General features: G+C 65.0%; 17 protein-coding genes. 4 read left to right on the top strand and 13 right to left on the bottom strand.

Annotation, left to right across the window (positions count from 1 at the left end):
• Positions 1-113: 113 nt before the first annotated feature.
• The 7 genes from C4K38_RS00895 to C4K38_RS00865 all read right to left on the bottom strand — a co-directional run bounded on the left by C4K38_RS00895 (position 114) and on the right by C4K38_RS00865 (position 7,755).
• Positions 114-1,622, bottom strand: a complete 1,509-nt coding sequence (locus C4K38_RS00895) for a YdgA family protein (RefSeq protein WP_053276916.1) — start codon at positions 1,620-1,622, stop codon at positions 114-116.
• Positions 1,623-1,967: 345 nt separating this feature from the next.
• On the bottom strand, positions 1,968-2,609 hold the full coding sequence (locus C4K38_RS00890) for a hypothetical protein (protein ID WP_016705008.1): 642 nt from the start codon (positions 2,607-2,609) through the stop codon (positions 1,968-1,970).
• Positions 2,610-2,701: 92 nt separating this feature from the next.
• A complete protein-coding gene (locus C4K38_RS00885; RefSeq protein ID WP_053276915.1) occupies positions 2,702-4,150 on the bottom strand; it encodes an efflux transporter outer membrane subunit in 1,449 nt (482 codons plus the stop codon).
• Complete coding sequence (locus tag C4K38_RS00880; protein ID WP_053276914.1) at positions 4,147-5,043, bottom strand: efflux RND transporter periplasmic adaptor subunit; 897 nt, start codon at positions 5,041-5,043, stop codon at positions 4,147-4,149. The genes C4K38_RS00885 and C4K38_RS00880 overlap by 4 nt, the downstream gene beginning before the upstream one ends.
• Positions 5,040-5,249 (bottom strand): DUF1656 domain-containing protein, encoded by a 210-nt coding sequence (locus C4K38_RS00875; RefSeq protein WP_025808541.1) that lies wholly within the window; start codon positions 5,247-5,249, stop codon positions 5,040-5,042. The genes C4K38_RS00880 and C4K38_RS00875 overlap by 4 nt, the downstream gene beginning before the upstream one ends.
• A complete protein-coding gene (locus C4K38_RS00870) occupies positions 5,246-7,330 on the bottom strand; it encodes an FUSC family protein (RefSeq protein ID WP_053276913.1) in 2,085 nt (694 codons plus the stop codon). The genes C4K38_RS00875 and C4K38_RS00870 overlap by 4 nt, the downstream gene beginning before the upstream one ends.
• A complete protein-coding gene (locus C4K38_RS00865) occupies positions 7,327-7,755 on the bottom strand; it encodes a MarR family winged helix-turn-helix transcriptional regulator (protein ID WP_053276912.1) in 429 nt (142 codons plus the stop codon). Before C4K38_RS00865 ends, C4K38_RS00870 begins: the two co-directional genes overlap by 4 nt.
• A 190-nt stretch (positions 7,756-7,945) precedes the next feature.
• Here C4K38_RS00865 and C4K38_RS00860 point away from each other — a divergent pair, with 190 nt between their 5' ends.
• Both C4K38_RS00860 and C4K38_RS00855 read left to right on the top strand, forming a co-directional pair.
• Positions 7,946-8,224 (top strand): hypothetical protein, encoded by a 279-nt coding sequence (locus C4K38_RS00860; protein WP_053276911.1) that lies wholly within the window; start codon positions 7,946-7,948, stop codon positions 8,222-8,224.
• On the top strand, positions 8,221-8,505 hold the full coding sequence (locus C4K38_RS00855; RefSeq protein WP_053276910.1) for a type II toxin-antitoxin system RelE/ParE family toxin: 285 nt from the start codon (positions 8,221-8,223) through the stop codon (positions 8,503-8,505). Before C4K38_RS00860 ends, C4K38_RS00855 begins: the two co-directional genes overlap by 4 nt.
• 4 nt (positions 8,506-8,509) lie before the next feature.
• Here C4K38_RS00855 and C4K38_RS00850 read toward each other — a convergent pair whose 3' ends face one another.
• A complete protein-coding gene (locus C4K38_RS00850; RefSeq protein ID WP_025808545.1) occupies positions 8,510-8,755 on the bottom strand; it encodes a DUF2789 domain-containing protein in 246 nt (81 codons plus the stop codon).
• Between the two features lie 129 nt (positions 8,756-8,884).
• Positions 8,885-9,346 (bottom strand): aminoacyl-tRNA deacylase, encoded by a 462-nt coding sequence (locus C4K38_RS00845; RefSeq protein WP_053276909.1) that lies wholly within the window; start codon positions 9,344-9,346, stop codon positions 8,885-8,887.
• 223 nt (positions 9,347-9,569) lie between these two features.
• Here C4K38_RS00845 and C4K38_RS00840 point away from each other — a divergent pair, with 223 nt between their 5' ends.
• The gene (locus C4K38_RS00840; protein WP_053276908.1) at positions 9,570-10,955 is read left to right on the top strand and encodes an NfeD family protein; all 1,386 of its coding nucleotides are present in this window, start codon (positions 9,570-9,572) and stop codon (positions 10,953-10,955) included.
• Position 10,956: 1 nt separating this feature from the next.
• Positions 10,957-11,715, top strand: a complete 759-nt coding sequence (locus C4K38_RS00835; protein WP_053276907.1) for a slipin family protein — start codon at positions 10,957-10,959, stop codon at positions 11,713-11,715.
• Here C4K38_RS00835 and C4K38_RS00830 read toward each other — a convergent pair.
• From C4K38_RS00830 to C4K38_RS00815, 4 genes are read right to left on the bottom strand one after another with little or no spacing between them, the layout of a single operon-like run.
• Complete coding sequence (locus C4K38_RS00830; RefSeq protein WP_053276906.1) at positions 11,681-12,676, bottom strand: aspartyl beta-hydroxylase; 996 nt, start codon at positions 12,674-12,676, stop codon at positions 11,681-11,683. The genes C4K38_RS00835 and C4K38_RS00830 overlap by 35 nt on opposite strands.
• On the bottom strand, positions 12,664-13,455 hold the full coding sequence (locus C4K38_RS00825; RefSeq protein WP_053276905.1) for an aspartyl/asparaginyl beta-hydroxylase domain-containing protein: 792 nt from the start codon (positions 13,453-13,455) through the stop codon (positions 12,664-12,666). Before C4K38_RS00825 ends, C4K38_RS00830 begins: the two co-directional genes overlap by 13 nt.
• Positions 13,452-14,054, bottom strand: coding sequence for an adenylyl-sulfate kinase (gene cysC, locus C4K38_RS00820; protein ID WP_053276904.1), 603 nt, complete (start codon positions 14,052-14,054; stop codon positions 13,452-13,454). Before cysC ends, C4K38_RS00825 begins: the two co-directional genes overlap by 4 nt.
• The gene (locus C4K38_RS00815) at positions 14,038-15,552 is read right to left on the bottom strand and encodes a TolC family protein (RefSeq protein WP_053276903.1); all 1,515 of its coding nucleotides are present in this window, start codon (positions 15,550-15,552) and stop codon (positions 14,038-14,040) included. Before C4K38_RS00815 ends, cysC begins: the two co-directional genes overlap by 17 nt.
• Positions 15,553-15,561 lie beyond the last annotated feature (9 nt).

Here is a 15,561-nt window from a genome sequence, read left to right as displayed (position 1 = left end):
AGGCTCTGGGTGGGGATTCTGCCGTCGGATGCAGGCAAAAAAACGCCCGGCAGATCCGTGCTACGGAGGCCGGGCGTTTCTGGCTGAAAACCCCGCGAAGGGGTTTTCTAGGCTTACTGGATGGTGACTGGCCCCAGTTTGCTCATGACAAAACCGACGAACTGCTCAGGCGTCATTTTCTGGCCGTTGAAGTCCACTTCGTTGTTGGCATAGCGCACCTTGGAAACGATGTCGTTGCCTTCCAGCTTGGCCAACTGGGTACCCAGCGCCATGCCGCTGACCATGTCGGCGGCCATGCTGCCCTGGTCGGCGATCGCCTTGGCGTCGATCACACCATCCAGTTGCGCCTGCAACGCCGCCACGTCGGCGATCATCGGCTTGGACAGCAGCAGGTTCAGGTCCAGCTGGGTGAGCAGTTGCTTGCTCAGTTCGGCCGGCGGCAGATCCATGGATTGCGGCTTGTTCAGGTCCACCACCAGGCTCAGGCGGCTTTCGCCGTTGGCGGTCTTGAACGAGAGGTTTTCCAGGGCGATGTGCGGCTGGGCAGCCAGCAGCTTGTCCAGGTCAGCCTTGACCTGGGCCTGCTCGGCCTCGCTCAGGTTCAGCTCGGGCGCTGGCTCCCCGGCGGCTTCGGCCGCGGCGACGGCGTCTTCGTAAGGTTGCAGCTTGTTCTGGTAGACCTGCATCAGCGACATGCCGGAGGCGATGTCGAGGTTCTTCATGCTCCAGGTCATTTGCGCCGAACCGACGGCTTTGCCGTTGAGGGCGACTTCGCCGATCTTGTAGTCGGCACGGCCGGCCAGGTGGGCGCCCTTCTCGTCGGTGGCGCTCTTGATCTGCGAATTCTTGAAGCTGAGCACCGACTGTTTCTCGCCGAACGTGGCCTTGGTGCTGGTCAGCTCCAGGGTGTTGTCGCCGACGTAGAAGCCATAGTTGCTCTTGGTCAGGTTACTGGCCAGGGTCAGGCCGTTGAGCTCGACCTGCACCGGGGTCTGGTCTTCGGCGACGCTGTTGAGCTTGAGGCTGTCCATGTAGCCTTCGGCCTTGACCTTCTGCGCTTCGGTGCTGGTCGAGAGGTCCAGCTTCAGGCCGGAGAACTTGAGGGTCGATTTGTCATCCAGGGCCGTCTCCAGCGGCAGCAACTCCAGGTTGCCGGTGGCGGAACGGTCGTAACCCAGGTTGACCACGCCCTTGAGCGGGGAAACATCCTTGGTGGCGGCGAACCATTTCTCGGTCAGGGCGTTCTTTTCCAGCTCGTAGTGACTGGTGGCCATGACCGGCAGCCATTTCAGGGTCATCAGGCGCGAGAACGGCAGCGGGCCGTGTTCGATGCGATCGACGAACACCAGTTCGACGCCCTCGGCGCTGTCGCCGAACATCTCGCCCTGGCCCTTGAGGCGGTAGCGCGCGGTGCTGCTGAACAGATTGCGCTCCAGCGAGACCAGCTCCAGGCTGGCGGTACCGTTGGAACCGACCATGGCCGCCTGGAGTTCCTTGTTGGCGTCGGCAATAGAGGTTTGCAGCACCCCTTCCAGCTTGGTCCCGGTATACCAGGCGCCGCCGGCGCTGATAGCGCCCACTGCGACGACGATTCCTAACAGTACGCCTGCTGATTTATTCATTATTTGACCCGATCGATCCGTTGTTGAATGTGTGGTCGTCTTCCCTGAACCCGGCACGGGTTGTGGCTCGACTGTGCGTAAAACTGCCGAAGATTAGCACCGGCCAGGCCGGGCGGCCCAACCTTTCCATGTGAAAAGTCGTGAACAGGCGAAGGCAAAACACACCCTGTAGCCGCTGGCGCAGCCTGCGATCGATTGCGCAGCAGTCGTAGGCCAGACGACGCGTTTTTCCAGGTAGATAGCGGATTCAGGTTTTGCGATTGCTCCGTCGGAATGCCGCCCAAACCGGTCGCAGCCTCGCACGCTCGGCAGCGGCTACAGGGTTTCCGGGCCTACCTTCGGCAGCTAGGCGTGCTCGGAGTATTCGACTTCCAACGCGTCGAGCTGGTGATCGAAGCTTTTCAGGCGGGCGGTCCAGGTGTAGACCAGCACTTCGAAATCCCGGTTGATCACCGCGCCACCCGGCGTTTCCGAACGCGGGTCGCAGAAGTCCAGTTGATAGCGCTCGCGGGCCATGGCGGCGGCGACGTCAGACAGTTCGCGGGCGTTGTTCAGCCAGTGGCGACCGTCCGCGGCCTGTTTATCCAGCAGTACACACTGTTTTTTCAGGGCTTCGAGGCTTTTTTCCAGGGGGGTGCCGGTCAACTCGCCCATGACTTCCTGGAAGGTCCGCCCCGGCTGCCAGTAACTGCCCCAGAAGTAACGGTCGAACACCGTTTCGACCCGGCGCAGGGCGACTTTGGTGTCCCAGATCGCCACCAGGGTCTTGCCCTGCTCCAGCTGTTTTTTCTTGATTTTCTGGGTCTGGAACGACGTCCAGGCCACGAAGACGATGGCGCTCACCGCAATCAGCGCGCTGGCGCTGTCGAGAAAGATCATTGCCTTGTCGATCTGGTGCGCCAGCATGACACCGTAGAAATAAGTCGCAGAAAGCAGCACCAGTGCAACGATGGCGCACCAGAAGCCGAGAGCATAAGGGTTTTTCATTATTCGAATCCCCATGACCATCACGTGCCTGACCGCTGGCCGAGCACTGGACGCAAGGTGCTCACCCAACTGATCAAAGCATAGCAACGGCCTCAGGGTTTGCCGGGGTTCGAGGCTTGCGTTCGTCCGCTTTCCCAGCCACCGCCCAGGGCCAGGAACAGGTCGATCTGACTCATCGCCACCTGGGTGTTGGCCGCCGCCAGTTGGGCCCGTACGTCGGTGTAAGTGCGGGTCGCCTGCAGGTCGGCGAGGAACGACTCGCGGCCAGCCTGGAAGAAGCGGTGGGTCTGGTCGGCGGCCTGCCGCGCCGACTGCTCGGCATCGGCCAGGGCGTCGCGGCGTTGCAGTTGGGCGCTGTATTGGGCCAGGCCGGTCTGGGTTTCGCGGATGGCGTTGAGCACCACTCCGTCGAAATGCGCCAAGGCGCCCTGGCTGGCGGCTTCGGCCTCATGAATGCGTTCGCGGGCGCCGTTGGCCGGTACCGTCCAGCTGATCAACGGGCCAAAGCCCCAGCGGTTGGTGGAGGGTTTGCCGAGGTTGTCGACGATGCCCACGGTGCCGACGGTGGCACCGATGCTGATGTCGGGGTACAGGGCGCCGGTGGCCACGCCGATTTCCGCGGTGGCGGCGGCCAGCCGGCGCTCGGCCTGGCGCACATCCGGACGGCGCTTGAGCAGGGTCGCACCGTCACCCACCGGCAACAATTGCGCAATGTGGGGCAACTCGGCGCAACTGCCGGTGCCAGCGGGCAGTTGCTCCACCGGTTTGGCCAGCAGCATCGACAGGCGGAACAGCGCCGACTGGCGCGCCGCCTCGTAGCGCGGCAGTTCGGCGCGCAGGGACTTGAACTGGGTCTGGGAGCGGGTGACCTGGGTTTCGTCGCCACGCCCGGCGTCGCGCAGGCGCTGGATCAGCGCGGTGCTCTGGGCTTGCAGGCTCAGGGAGTGCTCGGCGATCTCGCGCTCTTCGTTGGCCGCGCAGATCTGCGTGTAGGCCCGCACCACATCCGCCACCAAGGTGATGCGCGCGGTGTCTGCCGCGGCCTGGGTCGCGTCGGCATTGGCCTTGGCCGCCTCGATGCCGCGTTGCAGGGTGCCGAACAGGTCGAACTGATAAGAGGTGCTGACGGACAGGTTACCGACGTTGGCCACCGGCACTTTCTCCGGCAGCAGGAAGGCTTCGCCGGATTCCTGCAAACGCTCGACCCCGGCCTTGGCCCCACCGCTCCAGCCGCCGGCCGCCTGGGCCTCGTCGACCTGGGCGCGGGCCCGCGCCAGGTTGGCCGCCGCGACCCGCAGGTCGGTGTTGGAGGCCATGGCCTGCTGCACCAGCTGGTCCAGCCGCGGGTCCTGGTACAAGCGCCACCAATCCGCCGGGACCGGCGCCGAGACCACGCTGTCGCTCGAACCGGCCAGGTCGCCCTGCAAATCGCTGCGATGCAGCGCCGCGTCTTCCGGCAGTTGGTAGTCCGGGCCGACCATCTGACAGGCCGACAGCAACAAACCAAGCCCGGCCGCGACCACACGCAGGGCGTTGTTCATTGCGCCGGCTCCGACCGGGTTGGCGCCTGATCGTCGATGATCGACACAGTGGCGGTACGCCCGGCGATCATGCGGAAGTCTTCCGGCACCTCGTCGAAGGCAATGCGCACCGGAATCCGCTGGGCCAGGCGCACCCAGCTGAAGGCCGGGTTGACGTTGGGCAGCAGGTTGGAGCCGCTGCTGCGGTCGCGATCCTCGATGCCGGCGACGATGCTTTCGACATGCCCGCGCAGCCGCGCGCGATCGCCGATCACCCGGATATCGACGCTCTGGCCGATATGAATGCCGTCGAGCTTGGTTTCTTCGAAATAACCGTCGATGTGGAAGGAATTGCTGTCCACCACCGACAACACCGGGCGCCCGGCGGTGACGAACTCCTGGGTGCGCGGCGCGCGGTCGTTGACGTAGCCATCCACCGGGCTGCGGATCACCGAACGGTCGAGGTTCAGCTGGGCGCTGTCCACCGCCACCTGGGCTTCGGCCAGGGCCGACTGGGCACGGGCCACGCGGGACTGGCTTTCTTCCAGCTGCTCGCGCGGCACCAGGTTGCCCAGGCCGAGGTTGCGCTTGGCCTCTCGTTGGGCCTGGGCCAGGGTTTCCTGGCGGTCGGCCAGGGACGCCCTGGCCTGGCGCAGGGCCAGGCTGAAACGGTCCTGGTCGATGCTGAACAGCACCTGGCCGCGCTTGACCAGCTGGTTGTCACGCACCTGCACCTGCTGGATCAGCCCGGAAACGTCCGGGGCGATCTGCACGATGTCGGCACGGATATGCCCGTCCCGGGTCCAGGGCGCGAACATGTAGTACATCACCATGCGCCAGACCACCACGACCGCGAAGCTCACCACCAGCAACGTCAGGACCACACGGCCAATGGTCAATAAAGGTTTTTTCATGTCATCAGGTATCGACTGAGTGAGTCCACGGCGCCGAGCAGCAAAGCGTACAGACCAACGTTGAACAAAGCCCGGTGCCAGACCAGACGATAAAAATGCAGGCGCGTCAGCAGCCCGTGGACCACCAGGTACAAGCCATAGGTAATGCCCATCAGCACCAGCAGCGTGGGCAGGAACACCCCGCTGATATCCAGGTCACCGATCATAAAGGCGCTCCATCGATGCCATGGGGCAGCGGTTCCTCAAGTTCGCCGCCGCCGACGAACTCCACGCCAGGCAGCAGGGCCAGGCGCAGGCCGCTGAGGGCATGCAGCAGGTGCAAACGGGTTTCGCGGTCGTCCTGGCTGTGGGCATCCAGGGTGCGGCGGGTGCGGTCCAGGGTCATCAACAGGCCGCTCGGCGCCGGCAGGCGTTCGCCGGCCTTGAGGCAGGCCTTGAAGTAGGCGCCGACCTCGGCCACCACCTGGCGCAACAGTGCCTGCGCGTTACCCTGTGCCCGCGGGGCATAGGCCAGCAGGTCCAGCAGGTTCAGGCCGACCCGCACTTCGCGCAGGGCCGCGCCGGTGTCCTGGCCGGTCATGGCCAGCCGCGGCAGGTGCTGCATCAGGCGGTCGAGCATCTGCACGCCCAGATGACGGTGTTCGGCCAGGTTGGCGGGTTCGGTCATGCCGACGATGTCCTGCCAGCTGAAACGGGTCAGGCGCTTGGCCGCCAGTTCCGAGCCGAACGGCCGCGCGACCAGGGTCCAGACAAAGGCGAACAGCAAGCCCATGGGCCCGGCCAGGTTGGAGTTGGCGAAGCTCATGAAATCGGCGTCGTAGGCACCCTGGATGCTGATGAAGGACGAGGTGTTGACGATGGTCAGCAGCATGCCCAGGTAAAAGCGCGGTTGCACCGTCAGGGTGCCGACGCAGATGAAGGGCACGGCGAAGGCCAGCACCAGCATCGGGAAATCGTGCAGGTTGGGCAGGATCAGGAACAGGTAGAGGCTGGCGAACAGCACCGACATCGCGGTCCAGAAGAAGAACCGGTAGATCTGCGGCGCCGGGTCGTCCATCGAGGCGAAGAAGCTGCAGGCCACCGCTGCGAGGATCACCGCGCTGCCGCCGTCGGTCCAGCCCAGGAGGATCCACAGCACCGAGGCGACGATGATCGCCAGGACAGTGGAAGCCACCGAATACAGCATCAACCCGCGGTCGAGGAAGGGCGTCAGGCGGCCCAAGCGCCAGTGGCGATAGACCGCGCGCCAGATGTCCTGGCTTTCGCACTGGATGGCGTGTTGCAGGCTGCGGCAGTCCTGCCACAAGTCGATCCATTCGCCGAGGCGGTACAGGGCGTTGGAAAACAGCAACTGGCGCCGGTCGTCGAGGGCTTCGGCATCGGGTTGCAGCGCTTCAAGCTGGCCACGCAGGGCCTGCCAGCGCTCGACCGACGCGCCCTGGGCGGTGCTTTCCAGCCATTCGCCCGCCTGGGCCAGCAGCGGCGCGAACCTATCCACCAGCTCTGGGGTGCGCCGCTCCAGGGCGTACAGCGCATCGTCCAGGGCGTCCACCACGGGCAGCAGGTGGATCATGCGCCCGCGCAGTTCCTTGGTATTGCGCACGGTCTGCGGGCGCGCACCTTCGTGGGGCAACTGGCCGATCATCAGCTCCAGGCTGTTGAAGGTGGCGACCATGGACGCACGCAAGGCGCTGACTTCTTCGGGCCGCACGTCGCGGCTGAGAAACCGCTGGCTGTAGGTGGACGCATCGGCGAACCATTTGCCCGCCGAATCGACGAACACCGGCGCCAGCCGCCGTGGCCAGAACATGCTGCCGATCACGGCCGCACAGACGATGCCGAGGAAGATCTCCTCGGTACGGGCCTCCGCCACGTCCCACACCCCCAGCGGGTTATCCACCACCGGCAGGGCGATCAGCGGCAGGCTGTAGCCGGCCAGCATCAGCGCATAGCTGTTGGCGGTGCGCAGGTGCAGGGAGAGGAACAGCAGGATCCCGGTCCACAGGGCGATGATCACCACCAGCAGATAAGGACTCTGCACGAACATCGGCACGAACAGCACCGCCGCCGAGGCGCCGAGCAAAGTGCCGATGGCGCGGTACAGCGCCTTGGAGCTGGTGGGCCCGACGAACGGGCTGGAGACGATGTACACCGTGGCCATCGCCCAGTACGGACGCGGCATCTGCATAAGCATGGCGATGTACAGCGCGATCATCGACGCGGCAAAGGTGCGCACGCCGTAGAACCAGTCGCGCGCGGGGGGTACGCCGGTAAAGAATCCGCTCAAGAAAGCACCGCCGGTGGCTGGGCAGCCGACTCGAAAGCGCGGATCACCTTCAGCGCGGCCTCAAGGTCCGCCGGTGTGATGCCTTCCAGCACCTCGCGGCGCAGACGCACCAGCTCGGCTTCCACCGACTGCACCAATTCGCGGCCGGTGTCGGTCAGGCTCAGGCATTTGGCCCGGCGATCGTGGGGATCTTCAGCGCGTATGGCGTAACCGGCGCTGCACAGCTGATCCAGCAGACGCACCAGGGACGGGCTTTCCATCCCCGCCGCCTGCGCCACCGTCACCTGGCGCACGCCCTCGCCCAGGCGCCCGATCATCAGCAGGGGCACGGCGCAGGCTTCGGAGATTCCATAGTTGACCAGCGTGCTCTGGCAGATCCGCCGCCAATGCCGGGCGGCGACCACCATGCCACTGCTGATATTCATCTGGAGTGATTCGAGAGAGTCGGGCAAAGGAAAGTTCGCACACAGTTAGTTGGCTAACTATTAATGCTGCACGAATTTCAGTCAAGTTTTGAAACAATTGAGCGACCGATCGTCGTCGCGGGATAACCTGGACAGGCTAAGGTACTGAAGATGTATATACTTGGTATATATGTTTTGCAGGAACTGCCCCATGCCCAAACACGCCGTTTTCACGATGAAACTCGAAGCCGACTTGCGCGATCAGTTTATGGCCGAGGCCGAGGCCAGCCATCGACCCGCATCGCAGATCGTCCGGGAAATGATGCGTCAATTCGTGCAGGAACAACGGGAAGCCCGGGAGTACGAGGCCTTTCTGCAACAGAAGGTCGACACCGCACGCACCTCCATGACAGCTGGGAAAGGCATCGCCAACGATGACCTGGAAGCCATCTTCGCGGCTCGCAGGGCACAGGTAGCGCCCCGGCAATGAATGTGATCTGGACGCCGCAAGCCGCACAGGACCGTGCAGACATATGGGACTACCTGCATGACCTGAATCCGCAGGCGGCGCTGGACATGGACATACGCTTCAGCCAATCGGCTACGCAGCTGGCGCAACATCCTCAAGCCGGGCGCCCCGGATTGATCGCCGGCACCCGCGAACTGATCCCTCATCAAAGCTACCGCTTGGTTTACCAACTCCATCAGGACGCGGTGTGGATCCTGGCGCTGGTGCACACCGCACGCCAGTGGCCTCCAACCGAAGCCTGATGCCTCAAACACCCCGCCCCTTCCTCAACAGCACATCCAGCTGATCCACCACTTCCGCCCAGTCGGCGTCGTCGAGAATCTCGTTGCGCAGGAAATCCGCCTGGCTGGGGGTCCAGAAGAAGGCATCCGCCAGGTGCAGTTCCGGCTTGAGCGGCGAATGGGTGGCGATGAAACGGTCGATGTCCACGGGGTCATCGGACAGGCCGAGTTGTTTGAACAGGGCGGGCAGGCTGTGGGATGGGGATTCCATGGGGGGCTCCTGAGTGGGTTGGGAATACCTGACGACCGCCGCGCAGTCGATCGCGTGCAGCCGCGCTCCTGCAGAAACAGTCTGCAGGAGCGCACCAACGAGCAAAGGGTGCTACAGGCACCGACGGCGCTAGTAGCTGACCTCGCACACCTCGGCATGAGGCACCATTTTCAGGTACTCGTCCATGCTCAGATGCACCAGGTTGTTGTGGTTGCCGGCTTCCAGGTAGATGTCTTTCTGCCGGGTCAGCAGCGGATCGATCACCACGTCCATCCCATAGGATTCGCCCAGGGCCGGTACCGCGCCGCGTTCGCAATCGTTGAACAGATGCGCCAGGGTGCTTTCCCGGGTGATCTGCCATTCGTTGCTGCCGCGTACCTTGCTCAGGTCCAGGTGGCGGGTGGCCGGTAGCACAGCCATCAGGTAGTGGCCGTGACTGTCGTCGAGGATCACCGACTTGGCCACGCGTTCGGCGGGAACTCCCGCTACCCGGGCGGTCTCCAGGCTGCTCGACGAATGTGGATGAGCCACCACGTCAAAATCGCAATGCGCCTGTTCCAGGCTGCGTTGCACGGTTCTTGCCATACGCATGATGCACCTCGGTGTCCTGAACGGCTTTGCAGGACTATGGGTTAACGACTGTCACTCCCTCCTCAAAGTCTAGGCCGCGCCGCCCTCGCCCACTGACGAACTTCCGAACGGCACGCAAACGTGAAACGGCTCAGAATTCGCTCAATCCCACGCTCTACTAGACTCAAGGACAAAGCCAGCGAACGGCTGGCAACCGAGGCACATGACTCTCCAGGAGGGTCGGATGAACGGGCGTGGGTGGCGGGCAACATTGAAAGGGCTGCTGCTGGGTGTGCTGATCGGCGTGCCGACCGGGCATGCCCAGGCCGTGAAGCCGGTGGTAGTGCTCACCGTCAACGATGTGATCAGCCCCGCCAGCGCCGACTACGTGGTGCGCGGCCTGGACAAGGCCGCCGACGAACAGGCCCAACTGGTGGTGCTGGGCATCGATACCCCGGGCGGCCTCGACACCTCGATGCGCTCGATCATCAAGGCGATCCTCGCCAGCCCGGTGCCGGTGGCCAGTTACGTCGCCCCCGGCGGTGCCCGCGCCGCCAGCGCCGGCACCTACATCCTGTACGCCAGCCATATCGCCGCCATGGCCCCGGGCACCAACCTCGGGGCCGCCACCCCGGTGCGGGTCGGCATGCCGGGGCAGCCCGACCCGGGCGCCAACCCGCCCGCCGCGCCACGCTCGGACAAGAACCCGGAACCGGAAACCGACACCCTCACCCACAAACAGATCAACGACGCCGCGGCCTACATCCGTGGCTTGGCGCAATTGCGCGGACGCAACGCCGAATGGGCGGAACAGGCTGTGCGCGAGGCCGTCAGCCTGCCGGCCCAGGAAGCCTTGAAGCTGAAGGTGGTCGACTATGTCGCCGATGACCTGAGCGGCCTGCTCAGGCAACTCGACGGCAGGTTCCTCATCGCCGCCGGCCAGGCGGTGCAGCTGCATACCCTGGGGGCGGCGGTGATCCATCACGACCCGGACTGGCGCACGCAGCTGCTGTCGGTCATCACCCACCCCAGCGTCGCGCTGATCCTGATGATGATCGGCATCTATGGGCTGTTCTTCGAGTTCGTCAACCCGGGCACCGCGGTGCCCGGCGTGCTCGGCGGCATCTGCCTGCTGCTCGGGTTGTATGCCTTGCAGCTGCTGCCGGTGAACTACGCCGGCGTGGCCCTGATCCTGCTAGGCATCGCCTTCATGGTCGCCGAAGCCTTTCTACCGACCTTCGGCGTCATCGGCTTCGGCGGCATCGTCTCCTTTGTGGTCGGCGCGGTGATCCTGATGGACACCGATGTCCCGGGCTATGGCATTCCCCTGCCGCTCATCGTCGGCCTGGCGGTGATCAGTGCGCTGCTCCTGGCGACACTGGCGAGCATGGCGGTGCGCGCGCGACAGCGCCAGCAGGTGGCGGGCGACGCGGGGCTGGTGGGCAGTGTCACGGCGATCACCGCGGTACAAGCGGGCAACCCTTACAACGGCTGGGTGCTGTTGCAGGGCGAACACTGGCAGGTCCTGAGCGCAACGCCGCTGCAAACCGGGCAATGGGTACGGGTGGTGGCGCGCAAGGGGCTGCTTCTGGAAGTGACGACGGCCGAGGCCACGTCGCGAGGAGGATGAAATGGGTCTGGAATTGGGTTTTGGCGCGCTGCTGGCGCTGCTGTTGGCGTTGGCGGTTTCGACGTTTCGCATTCTGCGCGAATACGAACGCGCGGTGGTGTTCCAGCTCGGACGCTTCTGGCGGGTCAAGGGGCCGGGGCTGGTCCTGCTGATACCCATCGTCCAGCAGATGGTTCGTGTCGATCTGCGTACCGTGGTGCTCGATGTGCCACCCCAGGACGTGATCACCCGCGACAACGTCTCGGTCAAGGTCAACGCCGTGCTGTACTTCCGCGTGCTGGACTCGCAGAAAGCGATCATCCAGGTCGAGGACTTTCTCATGGCTACCAGCCAACTGGCCCAGACCACCCTGCGCGCGGTGCTGGGCAAGCATGAGCTGGACGAGCTGCTGGCCGAGCGCGAGCGCCTGAACGCCGATATCCAGCAGGTGCTGGACGCCCAGACCGACGCCTGGGGCATCAAGGTGGCGAACGTCGAGATCAAGCACGTCGACCTCAACGAATCGATGATCCGCGCCATCGCCAAACAGGCCGAAGCCGAACGGGAACGCCGGGCCAAGGTGATCCACGCCGAAGGCGAATTGCAGGCCTCGGAAAAGCTTATGCAGGCCGCCGAAATGCTCGGCCGCCAGCCCGGCGCCATGCAGCTGCGTTACATGCAGACCCTGGGCGCGATTGCCGGCGATAAAAGCTCGACCATTGTTTTCCCGCTGCCCATCGAATTCCTCAAGGGCATGGCGGACTTGTCGCCGAAGAGCTGAGACGGGGCTGCGGGACCGCACAGCTGCGCCACTGTTCCAGCGCCGCGTAAGGCGCCTGCGCCCATTGCTCCAGTTGCTCCCGCAGCCGCGCTGAAGCCTGTTGCTGCTTGCCCTGGCGATCATCGACAAAGGCCTGGGCCGGCTGCTTGGCATGCTGGCCGACCCGGGCGAATGCCGCCCTGCGTTGCTCGGCGCTCAGGCCGAAAAAATCCCCCAAATACCCCTCCATCGCGGCGGGCAGTTCGCTGTAGTTCAGCGCCAGGCCATGGTGTTCGCGACAGTGCTCCAGCCCTAGTTGCAACAAGCGCCCCAGGCGCCGGGCGATCCAGCTTTCCCGGTCCAGGAAGGGCTCGCCATCGTCCAGCGCGCTAGGCCCGATCAGGCCCGGCGTCATATGCATGCCGGCACGGCGCAGATGCGACACGGCAATTTCCAGCGGTTCGCGATACAAGAACAGCCACGGGGTATCGGCGAAGCACTGGCGCAGCAACGGCAGTTCGCCAATGTTCCAGGCATCGAGCTTGATCACCAGCCGCTGCTCACTGCCACGACGCACCTGCCCATAGGCCGACAGCAAGCCCATCAGCGCGGCAGCCCGCTCCTGCGGCGCCAGCGAACTGCGTAGCAATGCATCCAACGGCGGCGGTTCGGACACCAGGATATGATCGTCCAGATGAGCCAGCATCTGGCTGACCAGGGTCGAGCCGCAGCGCGAGGCGTGAAAGATAAAGGCGCTGGGAGCCAGGCCCGGGCTAGGTTGGCGCCATTCGGTCAGGGCAGACAAAGGCGTCTGGCGCCGGAACGCCTGATTGAACGGCAGGCGCAGGGCCTCTTCGACCGCCTCGCGGAAAAACGGCTGCGACAGCGGCCTGTCGCCGAACCAGCACCAGTCGACCCGCCACTCGTCACGCGGCTGCCAGATGCGGATCGGCAACCAGCCGTGCAGGTTCAGGCCGTCCATTGTTCATTCCACAGGCGCCGCCCCTGGCGCATGGCCGAACGCAGGTCTTCGCGGGTGAACGCCAGGCCACGCTCGGTCGCCAGGGCCAGGGTGCGCTCGATGAAGGCTTCGCTGTCGGTCAGCTTCTGCAAGGCCTGGCACAACTCGAGGTCCTCTTCGAGCAACCGGCAAAACTGGGCGAAGTCCACGGCAGCGCGGCCCAGGCCAGGCGCCGGAGTGGTCGGCACGCCGTCGGCAATCGCCTGTTCCAGCCAGGAATCGGGGCGGCAATCGATCACCAGGTGAATACGTTCCTGGCTGTCGTGGTTGTCCACTCGGTGCGGGCGCGACAGGTCGAGAAACCAGCACTCCCCCGCCAGCATCGGCATGCGCTGCCCGTCGAGCAGGAAATCCACCCGTGGCGGGCTGAGCAGGGGGATATGCAGGCGCAGGTCGGCGTCCGGGCCGCCCAGGTCGTAGTCGCGGTGTTCATGAATGCGTGCCCCCGGGCCCAGTCGCAGCAGGCGCGCCGAGACAATCTGCAAGGGCAGATGGCGCAATGCCTGTTGCCAGTCCGGGTCCTGCCGCCAGGGCTCGCGCTGTACCGGCAGGCCCTTGCCCGGCGCCAGCTCGGAGGGCGCGTCCACAGCCGAGATCAAGGCCACGCCGCTCCAGTCGCCTTCGTAATAGCCGCCGTTGAAATGGCCCTGCCAGGCGCTCGGGTCGATTCGCGCCAGGGCGCGCAACAGCCGCGGCAGATCCACGCTGACCGGCAGCCGAGCGAACGCCGGACGACTCATGAAGCAGGCAGCACCTTGCGCTCGACCAACCAGCCGAGCAATTGCCGCTGGCAGTCTTCGATCGACTGAACGCCGGTATCCAGTTCCAACGCAGCCCGTGGCGGCTCGTAGGGCGCCGAGATACCGGTGAAACCGGGCAACTCGCCGCTGCGGGCACGGGCGTAATGCCCCTTGGGGTCGCGCTGTTCACAGACCGCCAGCGAGGCGCTGCACCAGACTTCCAGGTAGTCCTCGCCCAGGCGCCGGGCGAACAGCTCGCGCTGCTCGATCAGCGGGGCGATCATCGCCAGGATCACGATCTGCCCGTTGTCCACCAGCAAAGCCGCCAACTCGCTGGCGCGGCGGATGTTTTCCCGACGGTCGGCTTCGGCGAACCCCAGGTCGCGGTTCAGGCCGCCGCGCAAGGCGTCGCCGTCCAGCACCATGCTCTGCCGACCGTGCTGGAACAGCCCGGCCTGCAGCGCCTGGGCCAGGGTCGACTTGCCCGCCGCCGGCAGGCCGGTCAGCAGGATCGCCACCCCGCGATGGCCGTTGCGCGCCTCGCGCTGGGTCCGGCTGACGCTGGCCTGGGGCGCCTGCAGGTTATTGTCTTTGGGCATGGGCCACCGGTGTGCTGATGTTGCCCGCCGCCCAGTCGGCCTCGCGGCTGGCCAGCGCCGTGGCGATGGACTGCACCTGGGTCGATTGCACCTCGTTGGGCAGCGGGTCGAGCCCGGCGCTGGCGAAGATCTGCCCGTAGGCGTTGCGCAGGTCGGCATAGGCCAGGTCGCGTCGCAGGTCTGCCTGCAAGGTGTTCAGCTCGCCCTGGATCAGGTCCAGTTCGCCGATGCCGTTGGCCTGGTAGCGGTTGCGCAACTGGCCGATGATCTGCCCATCGATATCCGCCAGTTCCTGGCTGGTCTTGAACTGGCGCAACGCGTCGCGGTAGTTGGCGTTGGCCACATAGACCTGGGCCAGCACGGCGATGGACATGGCCTGCCGGCGCGCCGCGGCGACGTCTTCACCGGCCTTGGCAGTGTCGATAGCCGCCGGCGCGGATAGCACGTTGAACAGGTTCCAGGTGACCTTCACCCCGTAGTCAGCCCACTTGTCGTTGACCAGAAACGAGTTGCTGTCGTAATGCCCGCCGGCGGAGAACTCCAGGCCCGGCAGCAGGCGCAGCATGGCCTTGCGGGTTTCCGCGGCGCTGATGCGGCTCTGGTAATCCTGCTCGCGCAGTTCCGGGCGGCTGGTCAGCGCCTCGTGTTCGAGGCGGGCCATATCGACCTTGAGTTCCGGCACCGGATAGTCGTCGGTGGTCGCCAGGGTCAGATCGGTACCCATGGGCAGGTTGATCAGGGTCGACAGCTCGGTCTTGGCCAGGGACAACGCCCGGCGCTGCTCCTCCAGCTGGCGTGTGGCCTCGATCAGCGAGCGCTGGTAGGCCAGGGCCTGCACCGGGTCGCCGATGCGTTGCTCGCTCATGCTCTGGCTGTTGCTGCGGGCCTGGTCGACCCGGCCCATGAGGCTGTCGATCTGTTTGAGCAGGCGTTCGGCCGCCACCGCCCGCCAATAGGCCGAGCGCACGTCCTGGACGATGGTGTTGATCACCTTGCGCCGACGCTCCTGGACGATCAGCCGCTGGTCGCCCTGCTGCTTGGCATTGATGTAGCTGACGCCGAAGTCCAGCACGTTCCAGACCATGGTCAGGTCGGCCACTCTGCGGTCCCGGTCCTGGGAGGTCGAGGGTTCCAGGGACTGGCTACCGGTCTCCACGCTCTGGCTGCTGGAGGCGCTGACATTGTTACGCCCCACATAGCCTGCGGAGAGGGCCATGCGCGGCAGCATGTCGAAACTGGCGAGGTCCAGCTGACGCTTGGCCAGGGCCTCCTCCATGATTTTCAGCCGGCCCTCGAGGTTGTACTTCACCGCCCGGGCCATGGCCTGGTGCAGCGTCAGCGGGCCACTCAGCGGTTCCTGGTCCTTGTACATGCTCTGCAGGTCGCTCCTGGCGCGCTGCTCACTGGTACTGCGTTCAATCGGTTTACTGCTGACGGCACAACCGCTGACCATCAGCGCCAACAAGCTGACCCCGAACAACTTCTGACTTTTATTCATCCTTGTCTC

The sequence above is a fragment of the Pseudomonas chlororaphis subsp. piscium genome (assembly GCF_003850345.1).
Taxonomy (GTDB): domain Bacteria; phylum Pseudomonadota; class Gammaproteobacteria; order Pseudomonadales; family Pseudomonadaceae; genus Aquipseudomonas; species Aquipseudomonas piscium.
Note: the sequence above shows the minus strand (reverse complement) of the source record. Positions and strands in the feature narration are given on the sequence as shown.